The sequence below is a fragment of the Vibrio sp. SCSIO 43153 genome (assembly GCF_023716625.1).
Classification (GTDB): Bacteria; Pseudomonadota; Gammaproteobacteria; order Enterobacterales; family Vibrionaceae; genus Vibrio; species Vibrio rotiferianus.
Genome location: NZ_CP071855.1, coordinates 3,230,329 through 3,244,045, shown reverse-complemented (window position 1 = coordinate 3,244,045; position 13,717 = coordinate 3,230,329). Strand labels below are relative to the sequence as shown.

General features: G+C 46.0%; 10 protein-coding genes and 1 riboswitch. Of the genes, 6 read left to right on the top strand and 4 right to left on the bottom strand.

Translation table 11 applies throughout. The annotated features are described in order from the left end of the window. Positions 1-4 precede the first annotated feature (4 nt). Complete coding sequence (gene plsB, locus J4N37_RS15435) at positions 5-2,431, bottom strand: glycerol-3-phosphate 1-O-acyltransferase PlsB (protein ID WP_071236442.1); 2,427 nt, start codon at positions 2,429-2,431, stop codon at positions 5-7. A 368-nt stretch (positions 2,432-2,799) separates the two neighbouring features. On the opposite strand from plsB, the gene lexA reads away from it, so the two are divergent. The 3 genes from lexA to dinF all read left to right on the top strand — a co-directional run bounded on the left by lexA (position 2,800) and on the right by dinF (position 6,076). After that, positions 2,800-3,420, top strand: coding sequence for a transcriptional repressor LexA (lexA, locus tag J4N37_RS15430; RefSeq protein WP_005438488.1), 621 nt, complete (start codon positions 2,800-2,802; stop codon positions 3,418-3,420). Positions 3,421-3,630: 210 nt separating this feature from the next. Then, entirely contained in the window at positions 3,631-4,425 is a 795-nt protein-coding gene (locus J4N37_RS15425; RefSeq protein WP_010444461.1) for a class I SAM-dependent methyltransferase, read from the top strand. Positions 4,426-4,732: 307 nt separating this feature from the next. Beyond that, positions 4,733-6,076, top strand: a complete 1,344-nt coding sequence (dinF, locus tag J4N37_RS15420) for an MATE family efflux transporter DinF (protein WP_045393373.1) — start codon at positions 4,733-4,735, stop codon at positions 6,074-6,076. A 68-nt stretch (positions 6,077-6,144) separates the two neighbouring features. Here dinF and sthA read toward each other — a convergent pair whose 3' ends face one another. Beyond that, entirely contained in the window at positions 6,145-7,545 is a 1,401-nt protein-coding gene (sthA, locus tag J4N37_RS15415) for a Si-specific NAD(P)(+) transhydrogenase (protein WP_038884855.1), read from the bottom strand. Positions 7,546-7,839: 294 nt separating this feature from the next. Between sthA and fabR the strand changes: the two genes are divergently transcribed. Together fabR and J4N37_RS15405 are read left to right on the top strand one after the other, a co-directional pair. Beyond that, positions 7,840-8,481 (top strand): HTH-type transcriptional repressor FabR, encoded by a 642-nt coding sequence (fabR, locus tag J4N37_RS15410; RefSeq protein ID WP_010444457.1) that lies wholly within the window; start codon positions 7,840-7,842, stop codon positions 8,479-8,481. Continuing rightward, positions 8,481-8,846, top strand: coding sequence for a YijD family membrane protein (locus J4N37_RS15405; protein ID WP_038884856.1), 366 nt, complete (start codon positions 8,481-8,483; stop codon positions 8,844-8,846). Before fabR ends, J4N37_RS15405 begins: the two co-directional genes overlap by 1 nt. Positions 8,847-8,897: 51 nt before the next feature. Here the strand turns inward: J4N37_RS15405 and J4N37_RS15400 are convergent, their stop codons facing one another. Together J4N37_RS15400 and trmA are read right to left on the bottom strand one after the other, a co-directional pair. After that, positions 8,898-10,091, bottom strand: a complete 1,194-nt coding sequence (locus J4N37_RS15400; RefSeq protein ID WP_252041327.1) for an ISL3 family transposase — start codon at positions 10,089-10,091, stop codon at positions 8,898-8,900. Positions 10,092-10,209: 118 nt separating this feature from the next. Beyond that, complete coding sequence (trmA, locus tag J4N37_RS15395; protein WP_045393376.1) at positions 10,210-11,319, bottom strand: tRNA (uridine(54)-C5)-methyltransferase TrmA; 1,110 nt, start codon at positions 11,317-11,319, stop codon at positions 10,210-10,212. A 184-nt stretch (positions 11,320-11,503) separates the two neighbouring features. After that, a riboswitch (cobalamin riboswitch) is annotated at positions 11,504-11,704 on the top strand. A 58-nt stretch (positions 11,705-11,762) separates the two neighbouring features. Here trmA and J4N37_RS15390 point away from each other — a divergent pair. Next, the gene (locus tag J4N37_RS15390) at positions 11,763-13,637 is read left to right on the top strand and encodes a TonB-dependent receptor domain-containing protein (protein ID WP_045393379.1); all 1,875 of its coding nucleotides are present in this window, start codon (positions 11,763-11,765) and stop codon (positions 13,635-13,637) included. Positions 13,638-13,717: the final 80 nt, after the last annotated feature.

The following is a 13,717-nucleotide window of genomic DNA, read 5'->3' as shown; positions in this document are numbered from 1 at the left end:
CAAGTTATGCTTGCAGCTGGTGGATACTCTCTTCGATGGTCAACTTCACTTCTGGGTAAAGCAGAGCAAATAGCAGTTTGGCAAATTGCTGCGTCTTCTCAAGATCGCAGTTGCCGTCACTGTCTAGGTATTGCTGCTCTTTCAGCGTATTGAACATCGCAGCAAAAACACCTTTGTCGAAGAATTCTGGCGCGTTAATACCGTGCAGACGCCCCAAACGCTGTGCAATGTCTTGGCTCTTCTGCTCAAGATCAGATTTACCCAGTTCTTGATCTGCTACTAGTAGGTTCATCGCGATAGAGTAGCGTTGTAGCGTTTCAGTGATAGTACGACCCAACAGAACCAATGATTGGTTGTTTGATTGGTTGATTTCCAGCTTCTCACCGTCTTGGCAAATCATCTTCTGCTCAATGAACTCGTTCAAGATCTTTACGACCAGCTCGTTCAACTCTTCTTCCTTATAGCTTAGGAAAAGCTCTTTTTTCAGGAATGGATAGATTTGAGCGACGTTGTCTTGAATCTTCTCTACAGTTACGTTGCGCTGACGAATAATCATCTGAGCAATCAATGATGGTAGAGCGAACAAGTGAATGATGTTGTTGCGGTAGTAGGTCATCAGAATCGACTGACTACGATCCAGCGAAATGATGTCACCCATGGTGTCGGTTTCAATTACAAACTTATCGAGTGAGATAGCGTGATCCACCAACTCTTCAGCACTTTCTGTTGGAACGGTTGAAGTGTTTGAGTATGGGTTGTTCTTAAGTAGCTTCAGGTAGCATTCAATCTGGTTGATCAAAGAGTCACGAGACAACGCACGCTGACGAGAAGCCAATAGCGCCGTCGCACATAGAGTCAGCGCGTTAGTCGCTGCCGCATCGTTAATGTGCGTCATCATCTTGTTTGCCAGACCGTTCACCACAGGGTTCATCCATTGTGGTTTGCTGCCACCCATGCGATCGATGTCTTTCGTCCACTCAGGTGCGTGTTCATTCAGGTATTGGTTTAGCTGAATCGGCTCACCGAAGTTCACGTAACCAAGACCAAAGTTGCGCAGCTTACGCAGAGTACGCAGAACAAGACCTGCGTTTTCTTTCTCTTTGCGCGAACCGCGAAGCTCTTTGGCGTAAGTACCCACTTCCATTACGTGCTCGTAACCGATGTACACAGGCACTAACGTTACTGGACGGTTTAGACCGCGTAGCATGGCTTGAATCGTCATTGCCAACATACCGGTTTTTGCTTGCAGCAGACGACCAGTACGTGAACGACCACCTTCACTGAAGTACTCAACCGAGTAACCTTTAGCAAACAGCTCTGATAGGTACTCACGGAAAATCGTGGAGTACAGCTTATTGCCTTTAAAGCTACGACGAATAAAGAACGCACCACCACGACGGAAGATTGGACCCGCTGGGAAGAAGTTCAGGTTGATACCCGCAGCAATATGCGGTGGCACCATACCTTCATGGTACAGAACGTAAGAAAGCAGTAGGTAGTCCATGTGACTGCGGTGACATGGCACGTACACGATCTCATGACCATCTTGCGCTAGGCGACGAACGGTCGAAGCGTTGTTGATGTGCAGACCTTGGTACAGCTTAGTCCACAACCAGCCCAGAATACGATCGCCATTTTTCACCAAACCATAAGAGAAGTCCGCTGCAATCTCGTCCATGATGTCATGGGCTTCTTTGCGTGCTTTCTCGATAGAAATGTTTTTACTTTGCGCTTCGTCTTCAATCGCTTTTTCGATTGCTGGCGATTTCATTAAGCGTGCAAACAGCACTTGGCGTTGAGGTAGGTTTGGACCCGATGCCGCAAGTTTTTGGCGAGAGAAGTGGATACGTGCAACGCGCGCTAGCTTGTGTGCAATAGCGCTGTCGGTACCGTGAGAGTCTGCCATGTAACGTAGTGAAACCACTGGGCTAAAGCGCACCAAGCAGTCACGACCCGCTGCCATTACCGCTTTTGCTTTTTGCGGACCGTTCATTGGTTGTAGGTACGGCTTGTGGTTTTCTTCTTTACCTGGCTTACGACCCCAAAGCACGGTCGCTGGGATCATTTGCACGTCTAGCTCGCTGTCGAGTTTGTGCAATTCAAGTAATTCAGTAAACAGAGAAACAGACTCACTCGGTACGTCGTTATCATTGCTCATCACGGTTGGACGAGAGGCAATAAACACGTAACGAGTCAGTTTTTTGCCATTGATTTCTAGCGGGCTAAGCGGGTCTGGTAGACCAAGGCTCAAAGCTTGTTTTTGTAGTGTCAGCAAATCCACGTTCGAACGGAACGGTAAGGCATACACAATCGGCTTCGCTAGGTCGATGTTGAGATCGTCAATTGGATTTGACGGGATTGTGGTGCCCTTTACCATTACCGATAAAGGTAGTTTTAGTAATGAACGTGAAAATGATTGTCCAGAAGACATAAAGTTCACAGCCTCAATAGGTATTCAAACAAGCCTAACCTTATTTCTGCGTCCGCTTTCCCTTCTTCTATAGGAAAGGAAATAGATACGGCAATAGAAATAAGCCTAGGCGATAAATTTTAAGCGCAGCAAGGATACCAGAAACTGGTCAAACCTTTTAATTTTATTGAGCGGAAATTAGCCGAACCCCTAGGTTGTTGCTTTCATTAGACGAATTGGCTATTGCGTGTTTAAAACGCATACTCACTTGAGGTTTGTGGGTGGGATCTGAAACAGGCGCAAATAAATTAAAAAACAACCAATTGGGTTTTCATTTGTCCATTTACTGGATATACTCACAGTTAACTGTATAAAAAGACAGGTGACATATGAAGCCGTTAACGCCACGCCAACAACAAGTCTTCGATTTGATTAAAAGCAAAATCGAAGACACCGGAATGCCACCAACTCGTGCAGAGATTGCGCGTGAGCTTGGCTTCCGCTCTGCGAATGCCGCAGAAGAACACCTAAAAGCGCTTGCTCGTAAACAAGCGATTGAAATTATTCCAGGCGCATCTCGCGGGATCCGAATCCTGCTTGAAGATGCGGCAAACGACGATCAAGGTCTGCCTTTGATTGGTCAAGTTGCTGCTGGTGAGCCGATTCTGGCTCAAGAGCATGTGGAGTCTCACTACCAAGTGGACCCTGCGATGTTCAAACCAAAAGCAGATTTCTTACTTCGCGTAAACGGCGAAAGTATGAAAGACATCGGTATTATGGACGGCGACTTACTAGCTGTGCACAAAACCCAAGACGTTCGCGACGGTCAAGTTGTGGTTGCACGTGTTGATGATGATGTGACGGTGAAGCGTTTAGAGCGTAAAGGTTCTACAGTTCTACTGCATGCAGAGAATGAAGAGTTTTCACCAATCCAAGTTGACCTAACATCGCAACACCTGACGATTGAAGGTCTGGCGGTTGGCATCATCCGTAACACTGATTGGATGTAGGCTTCTTGCCTCAAGCATTCTAATAAAGCCCAGCGTTCTGCTGGGCTTTGTGTTTTCTAAGCTTTCTATTGTTGTTTTCATTCCTTCAAACTTATTACGCTCGCCACCGGTTGAGAATTTTGGTCATGCTGTAAAACTTGCAAGTGATATTGAGATTTATTATCATCTAAATCTATTTAATCATTTTCTTTTCGGCGTAAGGAAATGCCCATGTCCAAGCCTCAACATCACGTACCCAATCATCTGTTGAAACCGTTGTTTTTGCGCAGCCGCGAAAGCATGGTAGACAACGGTTTGGTGTACGATCCAATCGCCGCAAAAGCGTGTTTGAGCTGTAAGATGGCACCAGATTGTATTAGTGGTGATGTCGATCAGAAGCAACTATTGCACGTGACCTTAACTCAGCTGTGCGATCAGCAGGTCAGTCACTTTCTTCAACAACACTCAGACGCTTGGATCATTAATGTTGGTGCGGGCTTAGATACGCGTTTCTACCGTTTGGACAATGGCCGTTGTCATTGGATTGAACTGGATGTCACCGAGAATCTGGTTTGGCGTCAGCGATTGTTCCACAAAAACGAACGTTACGAGCATCGTTGCGGCAGCGTAGAAGACATGAGCTGGTTAGACGAACTGCGCATTCCTGAAAAAGCACCAGTACTGATCCTATGTGAGATGGCTTTACTCGATTGCGATGAATCGCGTGTTGCGACTTTCATCCAAACTCTGGGTCGCTATTTTGTATCGGCAGAAGTGTGCATGGTGCTAGCAGGTGACTTAACCGAAAGTAAATGGGGTCAGAAGCTCGGTTCAGATACGTATGCACATGGTTTTGAAGCACCAGCGCAACAAGTACTGCATTGGCTGCCATGGGCGCAATGGGTCAAAGCCTTCTCACCATTCGACCGATTCTGCTCACGCTGGAAGGCATGGCAACGTTGGCTGAATAAGATCCCAATGTTGAAGCATCGCCTCACGCCAGTCCTCGTTCACATCAAGTGGTAATTGGCTAGGCTCGAGGGTCTGTTTACCTTTTGCGGTTAAATTTTGTTCGAGATAAAAGCGTTTTAATCGCGACGATAGGTTAGCCGCCTAGTCACTCTAAGCAATGGCCTATCAACAAAGAGTAAAGCGCTTTTAGCCGAACCCTTGGGCAGCTTTGTGGCTCTCTTGTGCTGAGTTACTGTATTTCAAACTTTTCTCTTTTTTGATTGAATAGTAAGAACCCACAAACAGCTGCAAAAATAAGCTCTAAAGGTCAACAGACCCTTAGTACTCAGGTACACTCGCTGATCTAAACAACGAGGTGCCTGTGACAAACTCTATCTTCTCTCCTTTATCGAATCCTCAAGTGCATCGCCAAGTGTTAGCGCTCGCTATCCCCATGGTGCTGTCGAATATTACTGTTCCATTATTAGGCTTGGTTGACGCTGCGGTGATCGGCCACCTTGAACACGCTTGGTATCTGGGCGGTGTTGCGTTGGGCAGTACCATGATCAGCGTGACGTTTTGGTTGCTTGGCTTTTTACGTATGTCGACTACTGGATTAGCGGCGCAATCCTATGGTGGTGAAGACCGAAAACAACTCGCTTTGGTGTTTATGCAAGGCTCACTCATGGCATTGTTGTTTGCGTTAGTCTTCCTTATTGCTCATAACCCAATCGCGGACCTGATCTTTGGTTGGAGTGATGCCAGTGCTGAAGTGAAGCACTACGGCATGCAATATTTCTCTATCCGTGTATGGAGCGCCCCTGCAGCGCTGATGAACTTTGTGCTGTTGGGTTGGTTGCTCGGAACGCAAAACTCCAAAGCACCAATGTGGATGGTGATCATCACTAACGTGACCAACATAGCGCTCGATTTACTGTTTGTGATTGGTTTGGGTTGGAAAGTTGAAGGGGCAGCGCTGGCATCGGTGATTGCTGATTACTCAGGCATGGCGTTTGGCTTGATGTGTGTATGGAAAACATGGCGATCGCGTCAGTTACCATCTCCTAAGAGCCTGTTAACCGATACTCAACATGGGCTAGGGCGGTTCGTAAAACTCAATCGCGATATCTTCTTACGCTCGCTCTGTTTACAAGCTACGTTTAGCTTTATGACTTTCCAAGGCGCGAGCTTTGGTGACGATGTAGTTGCGGCTAATGCGGTATTGATGAGTTTCTTGATGATGATTTCCTATGGCATGGACGGTTTCGCTTATGCCATGGAAGCCATGGTAGGCAAAGCAATTGGTGCCAAAGACCGAGCGCAACTCAGTGCATCGTTGATTGGTACTTTCTTTTGGAGCCTGATCATCTGTTTAGGTTTGACTGCGGTATTTGGTTTGGCGGGATCGCACTTGATCGCCATGATCACTTCGATTGAAGCGGTGCAGCAGCAAGCTGCGGTGTATCTGCCGTGGCTGGTGGTCATGCCATTGGCCTCGATGTGGTGCTTCCTATTTGATGGCATTTTTGTTGGTGCAACTAAAGGTAAAGACATGCGAAACAGTATGTTCGTGGCGACTTGCTGTTTCTTTGCGATTTTCTTTTTGTTCTCAGGTTGGCAAAACCATGCGCTGTGGTTTGCGATGACCAGTTTCATGGCAATGCGAGGGATTGGACTCGGCGCTATATTCTTCTATCAATGGCGCAAGGGAAGCTTTCTTGCCTAGTTACACATAAAAAAACAGCAGGTCGAAACCTGCTGTTTTAGCTTTTGGATCATGGCAACCCAATTGAATTAGAATAGTCGGTTCAAACCGTTCAGCGCCGCTACGCGATACGCTTCTGCCATCGTTGGGTAGTTAAAGGTGGTATTGACGAAGTATTCAATCGTATTGGCTTCGCCTTTTTGTTCCATGATGGCCTGACCGATGTGGATGATTTCCGCAGCGCGCTCACCAAAGCAGTGAATACCAAGAATCTCTTTGGTTTCACGATGGAAGAGGATTTTCAAGCTGCCGATGTCTTTGCCTGCAATCTGCGCTCGAGCGAGATGCTTGAACGAAGAGCGTCCCACTTCGTAAGGCACTTTCGCCGCAGTCAGTTCTTGCTCGGTTTTACCTACTGAGCTGATTTCTGGAATGGTGTAAATACCCGTCGGGATATCATCAATCAGATTGCCGTCGGCTTGCCCTTTCGTGATGGCTTGTGCCACGAAACGACCTTGGTCATACGCTGCACTCGCTAGGCTAGGGTAGCCAATCACATCACCGACTGCATAGATGTGTTCCACCTCTGTACGGTAGTTACCATCTACTTTAAGTTGCCCGCGAGAGTCGCTTTCTAATCCAACGGCAGGTAGGTTGAGTTTGTCGGTATTACCCGTTCGACCATTAGCATACAGTAGGCAGTCGGCTTTCATCTTTTTACCTGATTGCAGGTGTACGATTACGCCGTCTTCGGTGCCTTCGATTTTCTCGAACGTTTCATCGTTACGAATTACCACGCCACTGTTCCAGAAGTGGTAAGACAATGCATCTGAGACTTCGTTATCTAGGAAGGAGAGCAGACGGTCGCGAGTGTTAATCAAGTCGGTCTTCACGCCTAGGCCACGGAAAATAGATGCGTATTCACAACCAATCACGCCCGCACCGTAAATGATGATGTGGCGAGGGTCGTGTTTCAGGCTCAAGATAGAGTCACTGTCGTAGATGCGTTCATGCAAGAAGTCGACATCATTTGGTTGATATGGACGAGAGCCCGTAGCGATAACAAACTTATCCGCAGAGTACACTTCTTCCGTCCCATCACTTTGCATTACCGCGATGGAGTAGTTATCGATAAAGCGCGCAGTACCAAACAACAGTGTGCATGAATTTCGGTCATAAAAGCCCTGACGAAGTCGAGTTTGTTTATCAATGACCGATTTCGCATGACCTAAAATGTCAGAAAATGTTGCATGAAGGCTGGTGTTATTACGACAGAACAGTGGGTTGCTATTGAACTCAATGATACGGCTAACCGCGTGACGCAATGCTTTCGATGGTATGGTTCCCCAGTGCGTACAACCGCCACCAACACTGCTTTCTTTTTCAACGATGGCAACATTCAGACCGGCTTTGGTCAATCCCATTGCCGCCCCTTCACCGCCAGGGCCACTACCAATTACGATCACGTCATAGTGATTAGCATGCGCCATGATGTCTTCCTTGTTATATTTAATTAACATTGCTGTAGCGGGATTTTAACTCATTTGCTCTACAGGTACACATCATCGCTGCTAGAGAGTGGAAGTGATCACGTAGAATCGACCAAAAGAACTAATTGGTATGCTGTATGTCTACAATTTGAAGCGAAACGTTTGCATTTGAACGTCGGGCAATAGTAACTTGCTCGCGCTTGCCTCAGTCGAGGCAACATATCTTTTTACGTAGGGGCTAATTGCGTTATATTGATGCTCTTGTACCCAATAGAAAAAAGAGCAAGTTTTAGAATGAAATCGATGGGAATCCGCGCGCAGCAAAAAGAAAAGACACGTCGATCATTGATCGATGCGGCATTTAATCAACTTAGTGCGGATCGCAGCTTTTCCAATCTCAGCTTGCGAGAGGTTGCCCGGGAGGCCGGAATAGCACCGACTTCTTTTTACCGTCACTTCAAAGATATGGACGAACTTGGTTTAACCATGGTTGATGAGGGCGGTCTACTGTTACGCCAACTGATGCGTCAAGCTCGTCAGCGTATTGTCAAAGAAGGCAGTGTGATTCGAACTTCGGTTGAAACCTTCATGGAATTCATTGAAAGTAGTCCTAACGTATTCCGCTTATTGTTGCGTGAGCGCTCTGGTACTTCCTCTGAGTTTCGTACTGCTGTCGCTCGAGAAATACAACATTTTGCGGCAGAATTGACTGAATATTTAATAAGCACCGGTATGACCAAGGAAGAGGCGTTTACTCAAGCTGAGGCGTCAGTCACTTTGGTATTCAGTTCAGGTGCGGAAGTTTTAGACTTAGATCGACGTGAGCGCGATGAACTCGCCGAGCGATTGATCATGCAATTGCGAATGATAGCCAAAGGGGCTTATTGGTATCGCAAAGAACGTGAACGTAACCGATTAAAAGGCGGGATAGAATAATGTCGAATGGAAATAAATCTGAAAAGAAAACGCTGATTTTGGCACTGGTTGCAGGTATGTGTGGTGATGCTTTGTTGTCATGGTTGACCATGAGCGAAGTATCTTTCTCAATCTTCCCTCTGATTGCACTCGTGCTAGCAGTACAGGCGCTTTACCAAGAATACCTTAACAATCCAGTATCGGAAGATATCCCACTTGTTGGTCTGGCGTGTTTCTTCGTGGGGGCATTTGGTCACTCTGCGTTTATCAAAGCACAATACCCAGAAGCAGGTTCTAACTTCTTCGCGATCCTAGTTTCAATGATTCTATTGGCTTGGGTTGGAAAAAAGCTAGGTTTCATGGAAAAGAAAACTTCTGCTGAGTAAGCCAAAAGAACTCAACAAAAAAGCGAGCTACTGAGCTCGCTTTTTTTAGGTTCATCGCGGCTTTCCGGGGAAAGCCGCTTTTATCTTTAAGAAGAAGTAATCAGTATCTCGATAGCCATATCCCATCCGCTTGATTAACTTTATCTTGTTATTTATCCCTTCAAGCGTACAGGTATTCAGCGGATAGCTTGCTGAAGCAGTGATCCCATGAAGGTATGGACGGAGCTTTCGAGCGAACTCTTTGAGCGGCTTAATTTCACTCTCATTCACTTGTCCCAACCATACCTGCCACAGGTTTTTAGCCTGAAGTTCTGAGCCGCAACGCCACAGTTCTTTTAATTGCGCACCCAGCAAGTAGGTTGTCATCAAGTCCTGATTCATATTCAATATTTCTGTGAGGTAGCTTTCCTGTTGTGTATTTAAATTATCCCTATTTTTCAATAATACCCAGCGCGAACGTTTGACCCATTGCCTTGCTTTTTTATCCTGTTTTAGCTTATTGGCTTGGTCGACTCTGACTCTATCCATCACTTCACGACCGAACTTAGCAACAACGTGGAACAAGTCATAAACGACACGGGCATTTGGGCAATGCTCTTGGACTTCAAGGTCAAAAGCCGTATTCATATCCATTGCTACTGCTTCGATATTTTTTCCGTGCTCGCCTAATTGTTCAAAGAACGGTCGAATATCCTTGCGGCTACGACCTAGCCCTATCCAGATAACCTGATGACTTTTCGCATCTGCAATGACTGTCGCGTAACGGTGCCCTTTAAAAATGGCAAACTCGTCCATGACGAGTTGCCTTAATTCACCCCATTTAACTTGTGGTACTACTTGTTGAAGCCGACGTTTATCTATCTCTTTGATTGTGTGCCAATGAACGCCTGTCACTTGGGCTATATGTTTAATTGGTAGCAGGGGCAACAACTGCTCTATATAGCTTCGTAGGCGGTTAGTGATACGAGCATAAGGTTCCAACCAAGATAGTCGTTCTGTTTTAATGCCACAGTGACTGCACTTGATGCGTCGGGTTTGAACGGATAGTTCAACGGGAACTCCTAGCAGTGTGGCTTCCTTCACGTTACGCCATTGATACTCATGTATGGCTTGAGCTTTAAGCCCGCACGAACACCTAGCGATAGAATTAGGTTTGAGAGTGAGCTTTATTAATGATGCAGTCTGATGAGACTTTACTATATGAAAGCCTTCCCAGAATGAAGATAGGAAAGTATGATTCGACATGAAAACGGTAGTTTGTGTAGGTTTTGTTTGGCGATAAAACTCTATCACTTACTACCGTTTTTGTTTTCAGTTCCCGCTTATCCGCGATGAACCTTTTTTTATGCCTGACGCTGGTGGATTACGCTTTGCGTTCCAATAGTACGCCAGCTTCCATGTGGTGGGTGTAAGGGAACTGGTCAAACAGAGCAAAACGCGTCACGTTGTGTGTTTCACATAGAATGTCCAAGTTCTCTTTTAATGTTTCAGGGTTACAAGAGATGTACATAATGCGATCGTAACCTTGCACCATCTTACAAGTGTCAACGTCCATACCTGAGCGTGGAGGATCAACAAAAATCGTGTTGCAGTTGTAACTCTTCAGATCCACACCTGCATCTTGTAGACGACGGAATTCACGCTTACCTTCGATTGCCTGAGTAAACTCTTCCGCTGACAGACGTAGGATTTGTACGTTATCAATCTCGTTCGCTGCGATGTTGTATTGCGCAGAAACTACAGATGGCTTCGCTAGCTCAGTTGCTAATACGCGGTCAAAGTTTTGTGCTAGCGCTAGAGAGAAGTTACCGTTACCACAGTAAAGTTCTAGTAGATCACCCGTGCTTTCTTGAGTACAGTCGACCGCCCATTCCAGCATCTTCTCTGCCACTTTACCGTTTGGTTGGGTGAAGCTGTTTTCAACTTGTTGGTAGATGTAGCTTTGACCATTCACATCTAGCTTTTCGATCACGTAATCACGGTCTAAGACAATCTTCATCTTACGTGCACGGCCAATGATGTTTAGGTTGAAACCCTCATCATTTAAGCGTTGTTTTAGTGCTTTTGCGTTTTCAATCCATTCCTCATCAAGTTGACGATGGTAAAGCAGTGAAACCAGAATCTCACCACTTAGGGTAGACAGGAAGTCCACTTGGAACAATTTGCGACGTAATGATTCGTTGTCTTTCGTCGCATCCACTAAAAGTGGCATCAAGTCGTTGATCAGGCGGCTGGCTGCTGGAAACTGGTCAACGCGGTATTTTTCACGAGTTTCTTGGTTGAACATGATGTAGTAAAGGTCTTCACCTTCATGCCAAACGCGGAACTCAGCACGCATGCGGTAGTGCTGCTCTGGTGATTCAAACACTTCCAGTTCTGGCACGTTGTATGGCGCGAACATATCGGTCAGACGTTCGACTTTTTCAGCCAGTTGTTCTTGGTAGCGTTGTGGGTTTACATCAAGAGTAGCCATGATCTTACCTTTTATGGTGCATTCAATTTAAGAGCGCAGATTTTATTCAATCTTAATAGGATGTCCAGTTTTGTACCCGAATTGATCTAAAGATAGTGTGTTCTGTGTCAGTTGAAACTCAAATGAACCGAATCGTTACAATTGTCAGGGGTAATATTGGCTGGACAAATAATCAATAGCTTAATAGTATTTGCCCCAAGCTGGTGCTATCTAGCAATCTAGATGGCTGAAATGGGAATCTGGTGGAAATCCAGAACTGACGCGCAGCGGTAAAAGAGAACGAACGCTCATTGAGACACTGCATTAGTTTATGTGGGAAGTCGAGCAAGTAGGTAGAACAACCTCGCTCTTAAGTCCGAATACCTGCCAGCAACTGAGCCACAGCACTGGACTGCTCAATAAGAGTAGGGCTCGGTAGGAATTACGCGATTTAGGACAATACAATGAGAAAAACTCTTCTTGCGATCACGTGTGCATCGCTGCTTTCACCTACTTTTTATTCACAGGCCCAACAAGCCTCCGCAGACGAAACGGTTGTGGTTACCGCAAACCGATTCCAGCAAATTGATGGTGCGGTTCTCGCACAAACTGTTACGGTAACCAAAGAAGACATTCAACGTCTTCAAGCAAATAGCCTATTTGATGTGTTCCGCACACTACCGAGTGTTGAAGTTGCTCAATACGGTGGACGTGGTCAATCTGCATCTATCTACGTTCGAGGTGGTAGTTCATCCCAAGTTCTGGTTTTAGTAGATGGTGTACGTATGCCACGCGCTATCATGGGTGGTATCGACTTTAACCAATTTCCAATCAACTCTATCGAACGTATCGACTACATTCGTGGTGCACGTGCCTCTATCTATGGTTCAGAAGCGATCTCTGGCGTAATCAACATTATTACTCGTGCAGACATTGATAATGACGCGAGCCGTGTATCGGTCGGCTATGGATCGGATAATCACAAGAAAGGCACGTTTGTTGTCTCTAAGCCTGTAGGCGAAGGTAAACACTTTAAGGGCGTGCTAGGTTACGAAAAAACCGATGGTTTTAATGTTAAACCTTTGCCGGGTGTGAACGACGGTGATGAGCACGGTTTTGAAACGCTCAACCTTAAACTAGGCTACCAACAAAACTTCTCTAATAACTTATCTGGTTACGTTGGGTTGAGTGCTTATAACAATGAGTACGACTACGATAACAGTAGCTATGGTAACCCTGCATGGGGAACGGTTGATAAGCACGAAAAGAAAACCGGTGAAGTTGAGTATGTTGGCGCAGACCTGTCGTTGGAATATAACAGAGACGTCTACTCATCTGAATTGAAACTGGCTTATGGTCAGCAAGACAACTATGACCATAAATCAGGTCAAAGCAAATCAACCGGCGATCATGTTGCTATTGAACAGTTCAACGCAATTTGGCTGAACTCGTACAGCATTAACGAAGAGTTGAGCGTTGGTGGTGGTTTGGACTACCGTACTGAGAAGCTAGCCAAGGGCTATATTGCACCAAGTGACTGGGGACCAGCTAAAGACTACGATCCAGAAAAGAACCCAAGAACCAACTTTGGTGTTAGCGCCATTGCTCAATACGCGTATGACGTCTGGACGTTAGAAGCGAGTGTACGTAATGACGACAACAACCAGTTTGGTAATAACACCACGTGGCAAACCGCAGCGGGTTGGAAGTTTTACCAAGGTTATGAATTGACGATGAGTCACGGTACCGCCTTCCGCGCCCCGAGCTTTGTTGATTTGTATTACCCAGGCTACGAAATGCCAAACCTGAAACCGGAAGAGTCAGAAAATACCGAGCTATCGTTATCGGGTGCTGTATCGATTGTTGATTGGACGGTAACGGGTTACTACAACCAAATTGAAAACATGCTGATCTGGGAAGGTGCGGGCATGCAAAACGTTGGTGAAGCCGAAATTAAAGGTGTGGAGTTAGAGGTGAAATTCGATACAGATATCGTTTCTCACGAGTTCTACTTAGATTACAAAGACCCTGTCGATAAGTCTGGTGCAGAAGATACCCAACTAGCATACCGCTCTAAGCGTGGTGCTAAGTGGAACGCTTACGCGACGTTTGACCAATGGACGTTGGGTTCACAGTACCTTTACCAAGGTGAACGCTTTAATGGCAACACAAGACTGCCGAGTTACAGCCTATGGAACTTCACTGCGTCTTATACGGTGAACCAAAACTGGGACATTAATGCGAAGCTAAGCAACGCCTTTGATAAAGATTACGAGATGTATGTGGGCTACGCGACACCAGGGCGTCAGTACTTTGTCTCGGCGAACTACCGCTTCTAATCGAATCCAACAAGACCGCCACATCGGCGGTCTTTCTTATTGTGAATAAAGAAGCTGGTGGAAATAGGCAACGAGGAAAG